Below are 17513 nucleotides of genomic sequence, written 5' to 3'. Positions count from 1 at the left end.
GGTAAACATCTTTGCGGGGACGAAGGGGCCTCGTGCTAGCCTGAATTGAATTCCCACGGGAGTCATATCGAATCGAGGCATGTCGTGTCCAATCGTTATTCCGGTGAGCTGGCTCGAATCAATTCCGATCAGACCTATGCCGAACTACGCAACGATGCGGACTTCTGGGAGCCGTGGGTTCGGGGCGCGCTCGCCGACCTCGGCTTTCCCGCGCCCACGACCCTGCGCGTTCCCGGGGAGAGCACGAACCCGGTGTTGATCGCCGACACCGGCCTGGCGGTGAAGCTGTACGGAGAACACTGGTGCGGCCCGGAGAGCTACGCGTCGGAGCTGGAGACGTACCGGGTGCTCCAGGGCACCGGGCTGCCGATCCCGCGACTCCTGGCCCAGGGCGAGCTGCGGCCGGGGGGTGCCGGGTGGTCCTGGCCCTTCCTGGTGATCGAGGCGGTCGAGGGCATCACGTGGCGGCAGACCATGGACGCCGCGGATCCCGCGGAGCGCCTGGCGCCGGCGCGCGACATCGGGCGCCTGCTGCGTCGGTTGCGGTCCGTGCCGCTGACCGGGTCCTCGGTGTTGCGGCCCGACTCCGAGGTGTTCGACGCGCTGCTCGAGGAACGTCGCGCGGCCACCGTCGCGGACCACCGCGAGTGGGGATACCTCTCGCCGCGCCTGCTCGACGACGTCGAGGCGTTCCTGCCCGAGGTCGGCGAACTGCTCGGCGGGCGTGAGCGTTGCTTCGTGCACGGCGACCTGCACGGCACCAACCTCTTCGTGGACGGCGACGGCAAGCGGGTCAGCGGGCTGATCGACTTCACCGACGTGTACGCGGGTGATCCCCGGTACGGCCTGGTGCAACTGCACCTCAACGCGTTCCGGGGCGATCGGGAACTCCTCGCCGCCGCGCTCGAGGGGGCGGACTGGGAGGTGGGCCGGGGCTTCGCCCGGGAGATGCTCGCGTTCACCTTCCTGCACGACTTCGAGGTGTTCGAGGAACTCCCGCTGGAGCTGACCGCCGTCGAGGATCTCGACGAACTGGCCGAACTGTTGTGGGGCGTGGGCTGAGGCCCCATACCGTCCGGATCGGCCCGGCACCCTCATCGGTGCCGGGCCCGATGGAAGTGCCAGGCGTCCTCGATCATCTCCTCGAGGCCGGGTCGGCCCGGCTTCCAGCCCAGTTCGCGGTGGATCCGGCCGCCGGCCGCGACGAGGATCGCGGGATCGCCCGGCCGCCGATCGGCGATCCGCTTCGGGACGGGACGGCCGAGCACCTGTTCGACCGCGCCCAGCACCTGCAGCACCGAGAACCCGCTGCCGTTGCCGAGGTTGTAGATCCGGTGCTCGCCGGGGGACACGTCCCGCAACGCGGCCAGATGTGCTTCGGCCACGTCGGCGACATGGATGAAGTCGCGCACACACGTGCCGTCGTGGGTCGGATAGTCGCCGCCGAACACGGTGAACTCCGGGCGCCGGCCGAGTGCCGCGTCCAGGGCGATCGGGATGATGTGCGTCTCCGGCTCGTGGCGTTCGCCGAACGGGCCGACCGCTCCCGCCACGTTGAAGTAGCGCAGGCTGACCGCGCCCAGGCGGTGGGCCCGCGCGTAGGCCCCGAGCGCCATGTCGACGGCGAGCTTCGAATGACCGTACGGATTGGTGGGGACGGTCGGGGCGTCCTCGTCGATCGGCACCCGGTCCGGTTGGCCGTAGGTCGCGGCGGTGGAGGAGAAGACCAGCCGCTCGACCCCGGCCCGCAACATCGCGGCCAGCAGGGTCAGCGTCTCCACCGTGTTGCCGTGCCAATACCGCTCGGGACGGCGGACCGAGTCGTCGATCAGCGAGCGCGCCGCGAGATGCACCACCCCGTCGAACCGCCTCGGTCCGCCCAGGACGCGCGCGGCCTCGGACATCGTGCCGCGCACGAACTCGGCCCCCTCGGGCACGCTGTCGGCGAAGCCGCTGGACAGGTCGTCGAGCACCACGACCCGGTGGCCCTCCGCCAGCAGGCGATGCGCCACCACGCTGCCGATGTACCCGGCACCTCCGGTCACCAGAAGCCTCATCGTCGTTCTCCTTTCGGCAGGACGTCGCGCGACGTCGGCAGGACATCCCCGGATCGAACTTGTCCGGGCGGCAGGCCTCGGGACGGAGTGCCCCCGGGCGAGACGTCGCCCAGCAGCACGTCGACCGCCGCGCGCAGGTCGGCGGCGACGAGGTCGGCCGCCGAGGCACGACCGGGCTCGGCCAGCAGCACGGTTCGGGTGCCAGCGGCCCGCCCGGCCCCGACGTCCGACTCGGTGTCGCCGATCATCACCGCGTCGCCCGGGGCGATGTCCGGGAAATCCGCCATCGCGCGCTGCAGCAGCCCCGGTTGCGGCTTGCGACATCGACAGGCGAACTCGTGATGCGTGCATGCGTACACGGCGTCCAGGAAGGCCCCCTGTGCCCGCAGCGACTCGGTCAGGCGTTCGTGTACCGCCGCCAGGTCGTCGAGCGACATCAGGCCGCGGGCCACACCGCGTTGATTGGTCACCACGACCACCCGCCGCCCGGTTCGATTGAGCGTACGAATTGCCGCGGCGACCCCCGGGAGCAATGTCAATTCATCGGGTGATCGTACATAACGACCGGGAGCCGGGGAGATATTCAAAGTACCGTCCCGATCCAGGAAAAAGGTCCGCGGTGCGGTCATGAGATTTCTCTTTTTCGTCTCGGCACTTCCTCGCGACGGAATGTGCTGTTAGATTCCAGTTATTCCCCGCCGAAAGCCGGATGCGCAATACCCCGGCGGCGCGGAATGGTTTGCGGCATCGTATTCCGCTTTCTCCGGAGGTGTGACGCACATGGTTGCGACCGATCGAGCACGACCGCGAATCCTCTTCGTCTCGGCCAACGAGTCGGCGCCGTGGGGGCCCAGCGAGACCAACTGGGCGCTCGCCGCGGCCCACTGGCTGGGCCACGGCGCCGAGATCCACGCCAGCGTCAAGGGCTGGGACGAGGTTCCCGGCGAGCTGGCCGCCCTGGAACGAGCCGGCTGCGTGCTGCACCGACGCTGGGACCTGCCGCCCTACGACTCCCGACCGGTGCACGAACTGCCCTGGTCCGAAAAGCAGTCGAGCACCCTGGAGGCGGTGCGACCGGACTTCGTCGTCGTCTCGCAGGGCGACAACTACGAGGGCCTGGGCTGGATGGAGGAGTGCGCGCGCCGCGGCTTCCCCTACGTGGCGTACGCCAACTCGGCCTCCGAGTACGAATGGTCCCCCGACGACGTCGCGGCCCGCCTGGCGCTCGCCTACAACGCCGGACTCGCCTCCTTCTTCGTCTCCGAGAGCAACCGGGACCTGACCGAACGGCAGGTGGGCGCCGAGATCCGCAACGCCCGCGTGGTGCGCTGCCACTTCAAGGTCGACTACGCCGCCGCGCCGCCCTGGCCGCTCGACGACGAACCGGTCAGGCTCGCCTGCCTGGCCCGGCTCGACCCCAACAGCAAGGGCCACGACGTGCTCTTCGACGTGCTCGCGCAGCAGAAGTGGCGCGACCGGCCGCTGACGGTGTCCCTGTACGGCGCCGGCGACTACGAGGGCGTCCTGCGCGCCCTGAGCGACCGACTCGCGCTGACCAACGTCGAGTTCGCCGGCTACGCCAAGGACATCGAGGACGTCTGGCGCACCCATCACGCGCTGATCCTGTGCTCCCGCGCCGAGGGCCTGCCCACCGTGATCATCGAGGCGATGCTCTGCGGCCGGCCCACCATCGTCAGCGACGTCGCGGGCAACGCCGAACTGCTCACCGACAACGAGACCGGGTTCGTCGCGGCCGGCCCGGTGGCGGCATGCCTGGACGAGGCGCTCGAACGCGCGTGGCAGCGCCGAGCGGAATGGCCGGAGATGGGCCGACGGGCGGCGCGAGCGGTGCGCCGGGAGATCCCGCGCGACCCGATCGCGATCCTGGTCGAGGAGTTCAAGGAACTGATGACGGTCTGAGCCGGCCGCTGCTTCCGGGCGGGCCCCGCCCGGAAGCAGCCCCGGTCCACCCGGACGCGGCACGCGCATCACACCTTCCTCAGTCGTTCGGCGGCCGACTCCGGCTCCAGCGGGGTGAAGTACGTCCCGCTGCCCAGTTCGCCCGCCGCGATGTAGCGCGGCACCCCCGGCGCCCGCCACACCACGTTGATCTCCAGGTACAGATGCGCCCAGGGCCAGTCGCCGCCGTCGAAGGGCCGCTGGTGGATCCACAGGAAGTACGGCGCCGGCCGGCCGAAGAGCCGATCGACGCGGCCGAAGACCGCGCCGAGCAGCCGCGCCAGGGCCCGGCGTGCCCGCGGATCGCAGCGCGGCAGATCCGGGACGTGCCCGCGTGGCGCCAACCGCAGCGCGTACGGGTACAGCGGAGCCTCCGGCACCCACGCCCGCCACTCCTCGTCCTCGGCCACCACCAGTTCCTCGGGCGGCCCCGCGCACAGCGGACACGAGCCCGACTCGGCGCTGCGCGCGAGCTGCACCGCCGCCGTGCGCGGCGGCTTCGCCAGCGCGAACGCCTGTCCGTGCGGGTGGTCGACCGTGGCACCCGCGTCCGGCCCCCGGTTCTCGAACAACAACACGTAGCCCACGTCGGGCCGCGCGCCGAGGGTTCGGGTGCAGTCGGTCAACAACTCGATCGTGCGCAGCGCCTGGTCGGCCCCCAACGTGGCCCACGAGGCGGTGTGTTCCGGCGAGTACAGCAACACCTCGCACCGCTCACCGTCCAGCGCGGGCCAACGGTTGGGAAAGCGCCGGACCTGATAGGGGTCCGGCGCCTCGATTCCGCCCGGGCAGAACGGGCAGTCGTCGGTACGGGTGCGCGGGCGGCCCTGCCGGCGACCGTTCACCACGACCGTGTTGCCCGTGAGCGGATCCGTCCTCAGCTCGGCCACGCCGCGCCCCCCTGCCGGCCGTCACCCCTGGGCACGGATCGCCACCCGGATCACGTCGGCGCCCGGCTTGTCGGCGAGTCGGAATGCCTTGTCGGCCTCGGCGAGATCGAGCACGTCGGTGATGATCTCGTCGGTACGCACCGCCCCGCGCGCGACCAGGCCGGCCGCGGCGGGCAGATATCGGCCCGGACCCATCACACCGATCGTCTCCATCAACTTCAGCGGCCAGTTGGCGGAGAGCAGTTCCACCCGCTTGCCGACGCGGTAGCCGATCAGGCCCACCCGGCCGCCGGGGGTGACGAGTTCGGTCGCCAGCCGGAGTGCGTCCGGCTCCCCGCAGGCGTCCAGGACCACGTCGGGCAGGCCCGCGGGACCCGCGTCGTCGATCCAGGCGGCGACCGCGTCGGGCGTACTCAGCGTCGTCTCGGCGCCGAGCCGCCCGGCCACCGCCGCCCGCTCGGGGATCGGGTCCACCGCGAGCACGACATTCGCCCCGAGCGCCCGGACCGCCTGGAGCACATTGAGTCCGATCCCGCCGCAGCCGACCACCGCCACCGACTCGCCCGGCTCCAGGCGTACCCGGTGCAGTGCGTGCAACGCGACGGCCAGCGGCTCTGCCTGAGTGGCCGTCAGCAGATCGACGTGGTCCGGGAGAGGCACCAGGTTCGCGGCCGGCAGCGCGATGTACTCGGCGCAACCACCCGGATCGGTGAACCCGAACTCGCGCAGGCCCGGGCACATCACCGGTTGGGACAGGCCGCACCATCGGCAGTGCCCACAGGCGAGCGTGAGATCGCCGATCACCGACCGGCCCGGGGCCACGCGCCCACTGCGGTCCTCGACGACGACACCGCTCCATTCGTGGCCCGGCACGGCCGGGAACGCCACCCCGTGCCAGGCGTTGTTGTACAGCGACACGTCGCTGCCGCAGATCGAGTTGTACGCGATCCGGACCAGGGCCCACCCGTCGGGCAGTTCGGGGTCCGGTACGTCGCGCACGATCACGTCGCGGGGGCCGTTCAGTACTGCTGCTCGCATGCGAGGGCCTCTCTCATCGCAGGGGGACGGAGTCGCGCAGGGTTTGGGTGACGAAGTGGAAGATCATGCTGTGCATCGCCTCGGCCAGTCCCACGTCCTTGGTCGGGGCGTTCACCTCCAGGTCCGCGAGGTCGCGCAGGGTGCCGCCGGTGCCCGCGGTCACCGCGATCACGCGCAGGCCCGCCTGCCGGGCATGGCGCGCCGCGGCGACCACGTTGGGGCTGGTCCCCGAGCAGCTGATGACCAGGAGGCGATCGTTCGGGCGGCCCAGCAGCCGCAGCGGCTCGGCGAACACCCGGTCGTAGCCGCAGTCGTTGGCGTAGGCCGTGAGCAGGGACAGGTTGTCGGCCAGGGCGATCGCCCGCAGCGGCGGGTGCTGCCCGGAATCGGTGCCCTTGAGGAGGTCCTGGGCCAGGTGGGAGGCGGCCGATGCGCTGCCGCCGTTGCCGGCCAGGAAGACCGTCGCGCCGAGCCGGCGGACGTCGTCGAGTTCGTCGATCAATCGTTGGACCTGATCGCCGACGGCCCCCAGCAACGCCCCGGCCGCCGTGAGGTATTCGCCCCACAGGCTCTGGCCGGGGCAGCCGGGCGCGGCGAACGAGTTGTGCGTCATTCCTGCTTCCCTGCAATCTGTCGAGGAATCCGGTGGGGTCGAGGGCCGGCCCGGTCGGTACCGGGCCGGTGGTGCTATTCCGCGGACACGACCTCGCGGACGAAGTCCTCCTCCACGTCGTGGTCGACGTAGCCGCTGCCGCGCAGATCGCTCGTCTCGCCGTCCAGCTCGCGCCAATCGGTGAGAAACGTGGGTCCGTACCCGAAGGCCACCAGGAGCCGGTCGCCCGGGCTGCGCTTGCGGCGGGTTCCGTGCATCAGCGCCTCGTTCAGCAGCAGCAGGTCGCCGGAGCGCACGAGTACGTCGGTCAGGGTGGGGAATCCGTCGTCGATCAGCGACGTGCGCACGCCGCGTTCGGCGCGCGGGCGCAACAGCGGGAAGTTGGCCTTGTGCGAGCCCTGGATGTAGCAGAACGCCCCATCGTCGGGCGTCTGCACGTCGCTGAGGTAGATCAGCGCCTTGACGTAGGGGCAGTAGAGCTTGCCGTCGTGGTAGGTGTGGGTGATCGACATGTCCCGACCGACCGAACCCTCGCCGAGGTCGAGCAGTTCGGCGTTGCCGCCGTGCAGGTACAACACGCTGTCCGGGCCGCGCCGCAGGGCGTAGCCCTCCAGCAGGCGCAGCGGTTGATTGACGACCTCGCGGGCCCGGAACACCAGGCGATCGTCGAGCGCGAGTCGACGAAAGACCGGGCTGGCCTCGGGCAGGTCGGTGTAGCGCGCGGTGTTGGAGAACCCCGAGTCGCCGGCCGGGAGCCGGTCGAGTTCGGCGCGGAAGGACGCCACCTCGTGCGCACCGAAGGCATCGCGCACGAGCAGGAATCCGGTGGTGTCGAACAGGTACAACTCTTCCGGGGAGAGTGCGGGCACGGCGGTCACCTTTCGCTGTGGCCGGTCGGCGACGGACCGGGGTGGTGCGTCGGGGCGGTGCGGGCCGCGACCTCGCGCCGCGCCGCGGGCAGTGCCCCGGCCAGGGCGGCCAGGACGAAATCGGCGTCGTCCTCGTTCATCCGGGTGTGCAGGGGCAGGCAGATGTGGTGCGCGCACACGTCGACGGAGACGGGGTGCTCGCCCGGCGGTATCCGGTCCGCGAAGACCGGCTGGGTGTCCAGGGGCATCTCGTAGATCTCGCCGCCCAGTTGCACCCCGGCCTCGGCCAGCGCGGCCCGCAGCGCGGCCCGGTCCAGCTCGGGGTCGAGCAGCACGACGTACTTGTACCAACTGGCCGACGGGTGCGCCGGGAGCAGCGGTCGCACGCCGGCCAGCGCCTTGAGCCCGGTGGTGTAGCGCTGGGCGAGTCGGCGGCGGACGGCGAGGAATTCGTCGAGGCGGCGCAGTTGGGTGCGGCCGACGGCGGCGTGCAGTTCGCTCATGCGCGCGTTCTCGCCGAGCGTGGTGTGGTAGCTGCGCCAGGCCTCCGGCTTGCCCAGGTTGCGGTGCAGCCGGACCGCGGCGGCGAGGTCGTCGTCGTCGGTGACGAACATGCCGCCCTCGCCGGAGGTGATGACCTTGGTGGCGAAGAAGGAGAACGCGCCGGCCGCGCCGAAGGTCCCCACGTGTCGGCCGCCCAGTCGGCTGCCGTGCGCGTGGGCGCAGTCCTCGAACAGCCACAGGCCGCGCTCGGCGCACCAGTTCGCGATGGCTTCCAGGGCGGGGGTGACGATGCCGCCCATGTGCACGACCATGACGCCCACGGTGTCCTCGGTGACCGCCTCCGCCAGTTCGCGGACGCCGGGGGAGAGGGTGTCGGGCTCGACGTCGACCAGGCGGGTGCGCAATCCGGCGAGCAGTGGTGCGGCGGCCGAGGAGTAGAAGGAGTTGGCCGGCACCAGGACCTCGCCGCCCGGCTCGGGCGCGAGCGCGCGCAGCCCGCAGACCAGGGCCGCGGTGCCGGTGGCCACCGCCACCGCGTGCCGGGCGCCGGTGTAGGCGGCCATCTCCGCTTCGAAGGCGGCCACTTCGGCGCCCTGGGCGAGCTGTCCCGTCTCCAGGCAGGTGCGCACGGCGCGCAGGATGTCGTCGATGTCGCGGGCGGAGAAGTCGGGGCGTACGGGCACCACACGCGCGGTCGTCACCGGCTCCTCACCTCCGCGCCCCGGTCGCGGCCGGCCGGCGCCGGGAAGCGGCCCGATTCCAGCTCCATGCGCAGTCCCTCGTCGAGTCCGATCCGCGGCGTCCAGCCGAGCTGTCGGCGGGCCTTGGCGGTGGATACGAAACGCTGGGAGTAGGCCAGTTCGCCGCGGCGGGTGGGTTCCTCGCGATGCTCGATCGGTACGTCCCCGAACAGTGCGGAGACGCGCCGGGCCAGGTCCAGGGTGGTGACCACCTCCGGGCCCTCCAGGTTGTAGACCTGGTTGCCCGCGGCCGGTGCCGCGGCCAGGAGGAACGCCTCGGCGAGGTCGTGCACGTGCAGGAAGGCGCGGCGTTCGGAGCCGTCGCCGAAGACGGTCAGCGGGCCGCCGGCGGCCGCCGCGCGCAGGAACGCCGAGACGACCAGACCGGGCCACATGCCCGGTCCGTAGATCGGGCTGTAGCGCAGCACGGTGGAGGACAGGCCGTGCAGGCGGGCGAAGTCGCGGGCGAGCAGTTCCTTGGCGATCATCGTCGTGGTGTAGAAGTGGCCCGCGCCGGTGGGCAGGAACGGCTCGTCCTCGTCGATCGCCTCGACGCGCATGGCGTTGTAGACCCAGCAGCTGCCCGCGATCACCACCCGGGAGACGTCGTGCGCGGCGGCCGCGGCGAGTACCGCCGCGGTGCCGGTCACATTGGCGTCCATGGCGCCCACGGGGTCGGCGAGCACGGCCCGGGCGTCCGCGACACCGGCCAGGTGCATGACGTGGTCGGGCCGCCAGGACGCGAAGAGGGCGGTCAGTTCGTCCCTCGCGGTGACGTCGATCGCGGATCCGGGGAACGGGTCGTCGGGTGTCCACCGGGTGTCGAGGACGTGCACCTCGTGTCCGTCGTCGTGGAATCGGCGGGCGACGTGCCGACCGATGAAGCCGGAGCCACCGGTGACCAGGCAGCGCATCAGGTCCTCTTTTCGGACGTTGGGGAAGGCAGCCCGGACGTCGGGGAAGCCGGCACGAAGGTGTCGTGCTCGGCCGCGCTCAACCGTTCGCGCCACGCGTCGGGGCTGTCGACCGCGCAACCGTCGTCGCTGTCCGGTCGTTCCTCGAGCAGGGTGAGGAAGCGGTGGTCGGTGAGGTCTTCGGTGCGGTGTTCCTGGAGCTCGCGGAAGTTACGGCGGGTGCGCTGGCGGTGCGGCATACGCTTGCCGACGCTGCCCATGCAGTTGGCGCAGGCCCGCAGCGGCTCGGAGCCCTGGAGGTAGGCCAGCAGTCGGTCGGCGAAGTCGGGCTCGTCGGTGATCCGCAGTCCGTCCGCCCAGATCTGGTCCAGGTCGCCGACCACCTGGGGGACGAAGACCGATTGTGGGCATTTGAAGAAGTGGCCCTCGAAGACCGTGTGGCAGCGCCAGACATGCGCGATCTGGCACGTCGAGTAGATCCGCCGGATCAACTCCCGGTCCTGCGTACCGTGTTCGGAGTAGGAGTAGCGAAAGTGCGAGTAGTGGGAGACGGTGAGCGTGACCCCGTGGGTGGTGGCGTACGCCCGGATCTCGCGCATCTGCTCCTCGGACGGTTCGCGGTCGGGGTAGACGGAGATCTCCACCTCGTCCACGGCCGCCCAGAAGTCGTCGCGCATGCGGGGCAGGAGCAGGCCGTTGGTGCACACGACGATGCGCGGCGCGAGGCCCGACTCCCGGGTGTGCCGCAGGATCGTCACCAGTTCGGGGTGCAGCAGCGGCTCGCCGCCGAGCACCTTGACGAACTGCGCGCGAAAGGATCGGGCCAGCAGGGTGAGGTCGTGGGCCGCGGTGTCGGGTTCGAGGAACGAGCGGCGAAAGACGGGGGAGAGGTGGCTGCACGAGGCACAGCCGAGATTGCAGTGGTGGGCGACGTTGAGTTCGCACCCTTCGGGGGTGACGACCTTTCCGTCGGCCATGCGATACGTCATCGTGCTGCCTCAATCTCGCCAGGAGAAGGTGGAATCGAAGGGCTTGGCGAAGTTGTTGGAGTAGCCGCCGAGGTAGTAGCGCAGGGTGGGCCGCTCGGTGCAGGAGACGGGTTCGCCTCGGTTGCGCAGGTCGATGGCGAGCTTGTCGTCCTCGCCGATGCGCTCGGCCTCGTCCCGCGCGTCGAAGCGGTCGCGGAAGGGGACACTCAGCAGCAGGGCGCGGGCGAGCAGCCATTCGCCGGTGTCCACCGAGATCACCGGGTCCGGGGTGTCGAGCGGATCGAGCCGGTCGCGGCGCACGCAACTGCCCGGGCTGACCACGCCCTTGACCCGCATGCGTTCGTACTCGGCGCGACCGTCCGCGTCGTCCTCGGGCCACGGCTCGCGCCGGCCCAGGTAGGGGCTGCCGTCCGCGTTGAGCATCCGCAGATGCGAGTGGATCGCGCGGTGTCCGGTGCGGGCGGCGCAGGCGAGGAGGGTGGCGAGGTGGTCGGGCTCCCATTCGTTGTCGTCGTCGAGGAAGGCGATCCACGGGGCCTCGCTGATCCGCACGGCCATGTTGCGCAGACGGGAGGAACGGCCGGGCCCGGAGACGTCGTTCGGGCCGCGGCCGGCGACCAGCCAACGGGTGTTGTCCGCCGGCGGGGGCCCCTCGCGCAGGGACCGATAGGTGTCGTGACAGTCGTCGACGACCACAAGATGCTCGAACTCGTGCTCCACCTGCTGTTCCCGGACGCTGCGCAGGGCCCGGGCGAGGAGGGTGGGTCGGGTCCGGGTGAGCGTCACGACGGTGACCACGGGTTCCGGCCGGCGTCGACTCGCGTCGGGCGAGCGGCCGTTCACAGCGGCAACCTGACGACTTCGGAACCGCTGTCGGTGAACCGGAACGGCATTTCGCGCAGTCCGACCTCGGCCAGGCTCGCGCGCACGTCGGCCTGCCGTCCCGGGGCACAGACGAGCAGCAGGAATCCGCCGCCGCCGGAGCCGAGCAACTTTCCGCCGTCGGCTCCCGCCTCGACGGCCCGATCGTGCAGGGCCTGTAGGCGTGGACTGCTGACCCGGGAGCCGAGTTGCGACTTCAGCGTCCAGTGTTCGTCGACGAGGGCACCGACGCCGTCGACCTCCCCCTGCTCCAGGGCCTCGGTCATCTCGTCCGCGATCCGGCGGATGCGGTGCAGGCGGCGCAGCGCGCCGTGGTGGCCCGCGAGCGTGCGTCGGTTCTGTTCGGCGAGGATGTCGCCCGCGTCCCGGGTGATCCCGGTGTGGAAGAGCATCAGCCGTTCCTCCAGTGCGGCCCGGGTCTGCGGGGTCAGCACGAGCCGGTCCGGCTCGACGTGTCCCGACGGGTGGAAGCGCAGCACGCGCAGCCCGCCGTAGGCGGCCATGTAGTGGTCCTGTCGGCCGACGGCGCGGCCCAGGTCGGTGATCTCCACCTCGCTCGCCGCGGTGGCCAGCGCCCGGGCGGACCGCGTGTCGCAGGCCGCCGCGGCGTGCAGCAGCGAGACGGTGAACGCCCCGGAGCCGCCGAGACCGCTGCCGGCGGGGACGTCGCCGAAGGAGGCGATCTGGGTGTCGGTGTGCAGTCCGGCGCGCAACAGGCAGGCCCGGGTCATCTCGTCGGGGTGATCGTGGGCGCGCTCGCACACGTCGTAGGTCTCGGTGGCCGCGCGCAGTCGGCCGCGGAACTCGCGGGGATAGACGGTGACGGCCACGAACCGGTCGATGGCGCAGCCGATCACCAGGCCGCCGTAGCGCAGCGCGTAGCTGGGGATGTCCGTGCCGCCGCCCGCGAGCGAGACGCGCAGGGGGGAGCGGGCGGTGACCAGTTCGGGCCTGGTTCGGGGCGGGGCCTCGGGGGCCGGGCGCAGCGCGACCGGTGCCGGGTATCGGATGTCGGTCATGGGCCTTCGTGCCCTTTCGGGCACTGCCGGCCGACGTCGGCCGGGGTGTAGTCGGCGCGTGGGCGCAGGAGTTCGCGCAGGCGGGGGATCCGGCCGGGGTCGATGGCCGGCGCGTTCTTGATCGTCTCGCAGGTTCGATGCGCTGTTCGGCGATGCCGATCGCCTCGGCCGAGACGTCGTTGCACGACCATCGGCGCCCGGCCGACTCGGCGGCGATGGTGGTCGAGCCGATTCCGGTGAAGGGATCGACGCAGTCGTCGAGCCGGGTGTGCCGAGCCCCCGGGTTCACCCCGTCGCCCAGGAGTTCCGGGTTGTACCAGTGGAACTCCTGGAGCAGGTGCCACCGGCCGCCGGCCAGGAGTCGGCTGAGCGCGGCGTAGTGCTGCACGGTGCGGACCGGCTTGTCTGCAGCCCATGTGCGGCCCGCCTCCGGGACCACGCTGCCGTCCGGGGTCGGCACGCGGGAACTCGGCCGTGAAACCGGCGAGCCGGTCGCCGTAGGCGGGCATCGTGGGATCGGCGGAATCGGGGCGGTGGGGACCGGCGAACCAGGGCGAGGTGATCACCAGGCGTACGCTCGCCGCGGGCAGCGTGCGCAGGACGGCGGTCGCGTCCCCCCGGGTCGGGGTGTCGCGGGCGGTGGAGGTCACGGTGTACCGGGCGGTCCCGTTCGCGGTGGTGCTCGTGCTCATCGCCCGGCCCTGGCCTTCTCCAGCGCGGTGACCACGAGTTCCATGTGCTCCGGTGGGGCGAGGAACATCCGATGCGACAGGACGACGCCGTTCGCGCCCGCGTGTTCGGCGACGGGCAGGTGGAACCGGGTCGGGTCCAGCGCCCGTACCTCGGCGCGGTCGGCCGAGCCCTTGGCCCAGGCGGAGCACAGCGGTTGGTAGAGGACGTTCCCGTTGAGCGCCGAGTCGATCGGCTCGACGTGGATGCCCAGTTCCCGGGTCAGCACGGCGGCGACCGTGTCCTTCGCGCCGGGGCCGAACACCGCCGGGTCAAGCCGCAGACACACCTGATAGGCGGCGTCGACGGTGAGGGCCTCGGGCCTGGTCAGCGGCGACACCCCCTCGAAGCCCGCCAGCAGGTGCTCCAACCGCCGCATCGACACCCGTCGCCGGGCGTTTTGCTCGTCGAGGCGGGAGAGCCCGTCCAACGCGACCGCGGCGTTGAACTCGCTCATGCAGTAGTTGTAGCCCTGGACGCCGGCCAGTTCCTCCAACTCCAATTCGCCCCGGGGTACCGCCGCGCGCCGGCGCCGACCGTCGGCGCGTTTGCGGTAGAGGCTGTGGTAGACCTCCGGGTCGGAGGTGACCGCCACGCCGCCCTCGCCGGAGGTGAGCAGCTTGGTCTGTTGCAGGCTGAACGCCCCGGCCCGGCCCAGCGATCCGAGGCGGCGGTCGCGCCACATCGCGCCGTGCACGTGCGAACAGTCCTCGATCAGGGCGACGTCGTGGCGGGCGGTCAACGCGGTCATCGCGTCCAGGTCGACGGCGGAGCCGTAGAGGTGGACCGCCATGATCGCCCTGGTGCGCGGGGTGATCGCGGCCTCCGCCGCGGGCACCGACATGCACAGGGTGTCCGGCTCGACGTCGACGAGCACGGGCACCGCTCCGACGCGCAACACGGCGGAGGCACACGCGACCCAGGTCAGGCCGGGGACCAGGACCTCGTCCCCGGCTCCGACCCCGAGGGCCTCCAACACGATGGTGAGCGCGGCCGAGCCGTTGCAGGTCGGTACGGCGTGCCGGGTGCCGATATAGCGGGCGAACTCGTCCGCGAACGACTGCTCGAAGGAATCCACTCCCGTGTACGCGCCGCTGACCGTCCAGCGACCCGAGGTGAGGGCGGAGAGCAGGTACTGCTTCGTCTGCTCGGTATGCGCCGGCCATCGCGGCCAGGCGGGGGCGGTCGTCATGGCGTCCCTCGGACGAGCCGCCGACGTCGAGCAAGTGTGGGCGCTGTGGCGTGCAACCTGATCTACCTCCGGTTCACGAATTCCGCAGGCCGTCGCGCCGAAGGTCCGGCGTGCGACGACATGCGCTCGCGGAAGCGTCATGAAGTGCCGTGCATCATCCGCTTTAGTGGATGACCGATGCGTTGAGCGTAAGCCTGAGGTGGATGGACCTGTCAACCATGGCGGACGCCCGATTCGCTCGGCGACCGGGCGCGAAGCGGGCGCACGGTGGTGCGCGCCGGGCTCGGGAAGGCTCGCGGCGGACAAACGGCGGACGAACGGCGGACACCTGGCGGGGACTTGCGCCATCGTTCGCACGCCGACGCCGCACGGAGCCGAACCTCGGGCAAGCGCACCCGTGCGCGCCGGCCCGGCGGTGGTGTGTCAACTGTGGCGGATGCGAGTATTGGTCGACCGGTGGGCACCGCCCGCCGGCCCGCACAGGCCATCGCGGCGAGGACGAACATGACCACCAAAGAGCCGGCACCCGACTCCGAATCCGACTCCGGCAGACCACTGCCGCGCACATTCGACCAACGACTCACCGAATTGATCACGACGCTGTACCCGGACAAGCGCAAACGGCCGGGATACGCCCGACTCGCCAAGGAGATCAGCGAGAGTACCGGCGGCGCGATCTCCGGCACCTACCTGTGGGAACTGGCCACCGGCAGGAAGCGCAACGTGACCCTGGAACAGCTGGACGTCCTCGCGGAGTTCTTCGGCGTGCCGCCCGCGTACTTCCTCGACGACGGGGTCGTCGAGCGCGTCAACGCCCAACTCGCCCTGGCGATCGCCCTTCGGGACACGCGCGTGCGCAACCTCGCGCTGCGCACCGAAGGCCTTTCGCCGGCGACCCTGGACGCCCTGCTGACGATGGTGAACGAGGCCCGCAAGGCGCAGAACCTGTCGCCCGTCGAGGACGAGGCGCCGCATCCCCCCACAACGGACCACTGAACAATTCTCGGAACAAGGGGACAAGCAAGGCAGTTCGGCGGGCGATGTGTGCGGAGCGTGTGCCTGGGGAGACTAAGCGTACGAGTCGAGTGGGGACTCGAATCGACGCGGGTCTCGCGGCCGAGGCCGCCTCCACTCGTCGTTGACCGAGGTCCTGTCGACCACGTACCGACAGGGAGCCCCGACGGCACCGGTGCCGGGACCGGTGCACGCTCCCGGCCACCGCTCCGGGCGAGGGATACCTCCCTGCCGGTCGACCCGCGCGAGGAGATTCGATGTTCCTGCAGGACGCCGAAGTGCGCCGCCGCTGCCGCTCCGTGCTGGCCCTGCTCGATCCGCCCCGACCCTTCTCGGTGCCGGCGCTGTGTCGGCAACTGGCCGAACAGCGCGCCCGGCCACTGCGACTGCATCCCCTGCCCCGACAAGCCGCGGCCTCCGGCGTGTGCGGTCTATGGCTGGCCACCGATACCGACGACCACATCTTCTTCGAGCAACGCACCGGCAGACTGCACCAAGAGCACATCGTGCTCCACGAGATCGGGCACGTCCTGCTCGACCACCACACCACGCTCCCGGACGGCGACGGGATGCGGATGTTGCTCCCCGACCTGGCCCCCCACCTGGTGCGACGCCTGCTCGGCCGGACCAACTACACCACGCCGCAGGAGCGCGAGGCCGAGACGCTGGCCAGCCTGATCCGCACCACCGCGGAAGAGGCCGGCTCCGCACCGTCGGACGGAGCGCTACGGAAACTGCACACCGCCCTGGGCGTACACATCTGACATGCGGATCGACCCAGCCGGATGGTCCGACGGCTTCGAACTCGTCAGCACACTCTGCCTGATGGCCACGGTGTTGTGGTGCGCCCCGTCCGCGCTGCGCAATCCCGGGCAGCGCACGCTCTGGTGCGCGGTGGCGTTGGCGGCGCTGGCCATGGTGCTCGGCATACCCGCGATCGATCGACACCTCGTCGACCTCGGCCTCCGGCCGCCCCTCGTCTCGGTGAGCCGCAACCTCCTCGGCGTGTTGTCCGCCGGCGTACTGCTCTCCTTCGTGGCGCAATTCACCGGCAACGCACGCGTGCGATCGGCCCTGCACGCCCTGGTGCCGATCATCCCCACGACGCTGGCGCTGCTCACCGTGATCGAGACCCGAGGCGGGCACGACGACCTGAGCGACGCCCTGGATCCGAGCCACACCACCGCCTACTGGGTGATCCTGACCGGCACCCACCTGACCGCCAACATCGCCTGCGCACTCCTGTGCCGACGCTACGCCCGCCGCGCCGCCGAGGGCCGGGGCGACAGCGGCGCGGCCCGCCGCGGTAGTCGCCAACTGCGGCTCGGCATGCGGCTGTTCGGCTGGGCCGCGATCTGCGCCGGGGTGTACTGGGGGACCGCCCTGGCGTACTTCCTGCTGCCGCGGGTCAGCGGCGCGCAGTACGCGCGACTCGCGATCGGCCTGCACGCGCTCCTGCGGGCCGCCGCCCTGCTGGTACCCACCGCGGCCACCGCCGCACGCAGACTGTCGGACGTGCGGACCATCTGGCGACTGTGGCCGTTGTGGCACGACCTGGTACAGGCCGTGCCACACGTCGAACTCTTCCAACGCCGGCCCCGACACCGGGAGTTGTTGACCGCACCCGCGCACTGGCGGCTGCTGCTGTACCGCAAGGTGATCGAGGCCCACGACGCGCTGCTCGACCTCCAGGGCTACGCCCACCCGGCGCTCCTGGACCGCGCCCGCCGCCATGTGTCCGCGGCGGGCACACCTCCCGCCGGCACCGAACCCGCCGTACTGGCCTGCGTGATCAGGGAAGCCTGCCGGGTCAAGCGCACCGGCTCGGGCCAGGCGGGAGACCATGAACTCACCGTCGGCGCGGACCGCGGCGACCTGGACGCGGAAGCGGCGTTCCTGCTGAAGGTGGCCGGAGCATACGACTCGCCGGACGTGCGCTCCTTCACGGCGCTCCGATACGCGGAGACCCCCTCCTGCTCGAACGGCGAGCCCGCGCAACCCCGGTAGACCGGCACCGCACCACGCACCACGCGTCCCGCCCCCGTGCCGCGGTCGCCGGGAACGGCGGCCCACCGACACGAGGGACGAGACGAGTGGTGTCGTC

Annotated in this window: 17 protein-coding genes; 5 read left to right on the top strand and 12 right to left on the bottom strand. The window is 71.2% G+C overall.

What is annotated here, in order from left to right:
• The first annotated feature begins 84 nt into the window (after positions 1-84).
• Positions 85-1062 (top strand): phosphotransferase family protein, encoded by a 978-nt coding sequence (locus ABIA38_RS28025; protein ID WP_424641628.1) that lies wholly within the window; start codon positions 85-87, stop codon positions 1060-1062.
• A 32-nt stretch (positions 1063-1094) separates the two neighbouring features.
• Here ABIA38_RS28025 and galE read toward each other — a convergent pair whose 3' ends face one another.
• Positions 1095-2057, bottom strand: coding sequence for a UDP-glucose 4-epimerase GalE (galE, locus tag ABIA38_RS28020; protein WP_424641627.1), 963 nt, complete (start codon positions 2055-2057; stop codon positions 1095-1097).
• Positions 2054-2686, bottom strand: coding sequence for a D-glycero-alpha-D-manno-heptose-1,7-bisphosphate 7-phosphatase (locus tag ABIA38_RS28015; protein ID WP_424641626.1), 633 nt, complete (start codon positions 2684-2686; stop codon positions 2054-2056). Before ABIA38_RS28015 ends, galE begins: the two co-directional genes overlap by 4 nt.
• Before the next feature lie 151 nt (positions 2687-2837).
• Between ABIA38_RS28015 and ABIA38_RS28010 the strand changes: the two genes are divergently transcribed.
• Complete coding sequence (locus ABIA38_RS28010) at positions 2838-3977, top strand: glycosyltransferase family 4 protein (RefSeq protein ID WP_424641625.1); 1140 nt, start codon at positions 2838-2840, stop codon at positions 3975-3977.
• Positions 3978-4045: 68 nt separating this feature from the next.
• On the opposite strand, the gene ABIA38_RS28005 is transcribed toward ABIA38_RS28010, so the two are convergent.
• The 10 genes from ABIA38_RS28005 to ABIA38_RS27960 all read right to left on the bottom strand — a co-directional run bounded on the left by ABIA38_RS28005 (position 4046) and on the right by ABIA38_RS27960 (position 14395).
• Complete coding sequence (locus ABIA38_RS28005) at positions 4046-4906, bottom strand: galactose-1-phosphate uridylyltransferase (protein ID WP_424641624.1); 861 nt, start codon at positions 4904-4906, stop codon at positions 4046-4048.
• Between the two features lie 21 nt (positions 4907-4927).
• Positions 4928-5944 carry a zinc-dependent alcohol dehydrogenase gene (locus tag ABIA38_RS28000; protein ID WP_424641623.1) on the bottom strand — a complete coding sequence of 339 codons (1017 nt, stop codon included), beginning with the start codon at positions 5942-5944 and terminating at the stop codon, positions 4928-4930.
• A gap of 13 nt (positions 5945-5957) precedes the next feature.
• Positions 5958-6557, bottom strand: coding sequence for an SIS domain-containing protein (locus tag ABIA38_RS27995; RefSeq protein WP_424641622.1), 600 nt, complete (start codon positions 6555-6557; stop codon positions 5958-5960).
• A 74-nt stretch (positions 6558-6631) separates the two neighbouring features.
• Positions 6632-7426, bottom strand: coding sequence for a phytanoyl-CoA dioxygenase family protein (locus ABIA38_RS27990; protein WP_424641621.1), 795 nt, complete (start codon positions 7424-7426; stop codon positions 6632-6634).
• Between the two features lie 5 nt (positions 7427-7431).
• The gene (locus ABIA38_RS27985) at positions 7432-8631 is read right to left on the bottom strand and encodes a DegT/DnrJ/EryC1/StrS family aminotransferase (protein WP_424641620.1); all 1200 of its coding nucleotides are present in this window, start codon (positions 8629-8631) and stop codon (positions 7432-7434) included.
• Complete coding sequence (locus ABIA38_RS27980; protein WP_424641619.1) at positions 8628-9584, bottom strand: NAD-dependent epimerase/dehydratase family protein; 957 nt, start codon at positions 9582-9584, stop codon at positions 8628-8630. Before ABIA38_RS27980 ends, ABIA38_RS27985 begins: the two co-directional genes overlap by 4 nt.
• Entirely contained in the window at positions 9584-10573 is a 990-nt protein-coding gene (locus ABIA38_RS27975) for a radical SAM protein (RefSeq protein ID WP_424641618.1), read from the bottom strand. The genes ABIA38_RS27980 and ABIA38_RS27975 overlap by 1 nt, the downstream gene beginning before the upstream one ends.
• Before the next feature lie 9 nt (positions 10574-10582).
• The gene (locus tag ABIA38_RS27970; protein ID WP_424641617.1) at positions 10583-11416 is read right to left on the bottom strand and encodes a glycosyltransferase family A protein; all 834 of its coding nucleotides are present in this window, start codon (positions 11414-11416) and stop codon (positions 10583-10585) included.
• Positions 11413-12474, bottom strand: a complete 1062-nt coding sequence (locus tag ABIA38_RS27965) for a hypothetical protein (protein WP_424641616.1) — start codon at positions 12472-12474, stop codon at positions 11413-11415. The genes ABIA38_RS27970 and ABIA38_RS27965 overlap by 4 nt, the downstream gene beginning before the upstream one ends.
• A gap of 688 nt (positions 12475-13162) precedes the next feature.
• Positions 13163-14395, bottom strand: coding sequence for a DegT/DnrJ/EryC1/StrS family aminotransferase (locus ABIA38_RS27960; protein WP_424641615.1), 1233 nt, complete (start codon positions 14393-14395; stop codon positions 13163-13165).
• Between the two features lie 504 nt (positions 14396-14899).
• Between ABIA38_RS27960 and ABIA38_RS27955 the strand changes: the two genes are divergently transcribed.
• From ABIA38_RS27955 to ABIA38_RS27945, 3 genes are all read left to right on the top strand, one after another.
• On the top strand, positions 14900-15391 hold the full coding sequence (locus tag ABIA38_RS27955) for a hypothetical protein (protein WP_424641614.1): 492 nt from the start codon (positions 14900-14902) through the stop codon (positions 15389-15391).
• Between the two features lie 275 nt (positions 15392-15666).
• Positions 15667-16173, top strand: coding sequence for a hypothetical protein (locus tag ABIA38_RS27950; RefSeq protein WP_424641613.1), 507 nt, complete (start codon positions 15667-15669; stop codon positions 16171-16173).
• A gap of 1 nt (position 16174) precedes the next feature.
• Positions 16175-17416, top strand: a complete 1242-nt coding sequence (locus ABIA38_RS27945) for an MAB_1171c family putative transporter (RefSeq protein ID WP_424641612.1) — start codon at positions 16175-16177, stop codon at positions 17414-17416.
• Positions 17417-17513 lie beyond the last annotated feature (97 nt).

Origin of the sequence: Embleya sp. AB8, assembly GCF_049739465.1 — a bacterium.
Lineage (GTDB): Bacteria > Actinomycetota > Actinomycetes > Streptomycetales > Streptomycetaceae > Embleya.
The sequence above is the reverse complement of the archived record's forward strand: the minus strand, read 5'-3'. Positions and strand labels throughout refer to the sequence as shown.

Coding starts and splice junctions, on each gene's coding strand:
- galE (WP_424641627.1), bottom strand. CDS start 2,057: ATGAGGCTTCTGGTGACCGGAGGTGCCGGGTACATCGGCAGCGTGGTG.
- ABIA38_RS28015 (WP_424641626.1), bottom strand. CDS start 2,686: ATGACCGCACCGCGGACCTTTTTCCTGGATCGGGACGGTACTTTGAAT.
- ABIA38_RS28010 (WP_424641625.1), top strand. CDS start 2,838: ATGGTTGCGACCGATCGAGCACGACCGCGAATCCTCTTCGTCTCGGCC.
- ABIA38_RS28000 (WP_424641623.1), bottom strand. CDS start 5,944: ATGCGAGCAGCAGTACTGAACGGCCCCCGCGACGTGATCGTGCGCGAC.
- ABIA38_RS27995 (WP_424641622.1), bottom strand. CDS start 6,557: ATGACGCACAACTCGTTCGCCGCGCCCGGCTGCCCCGGCCAGAGCCTG.
- ABIA38_RS27980 (WP_424641619.1), bottom strand. CDS start 9,584: ATGCGCTGCCTGGTCACCGGTGGCTCCGGCTTCATCGGTCGGCACGTC.
- ABIA38_RS27975 (WP_424641618.1), bottom strand. CDS start 10,573: ATGACGTATCGCATGGCCGACGGAAAGGTCGTCACCCCCGAAGGGTGC.
- ABIA38_RS27965 (WP_424641616.1), bottom strand. CDS start 12,474: ATGACCGACATCCGATACCCGGCACCGGTCGCGCTGCGCCCGGCCCCC.
- ABIA38_RS27960 (WP_424641615.1), bottom strand. CDS start 14,395: ATGACGACCGCCCCCGCCTGGCCGCGATGGCCGGCGCATACCGAGCAG.
- ABIA38_RS27955 (WP_424641614.1), top strand. CDS start 14,900: ATGACCACCAAAGAGCCGGCACCCGACTCCGAATCCGACTCCGGCAGA.
- ABIA38_RS27950 (WP_424641613.1), top strand. CDS start 15,667: ATGTTCCTGCAGGACGCCGAAGTGCGCCGCCGCTGCCGCTCCGTGCTG.
- ABIA38_RS27945 (WP_424641612.1), top strand. CDS start 16,175: ATGCGGATCGACCCAGCCGGATGGTCCGACGGCTTCGAACTCGTCAGC.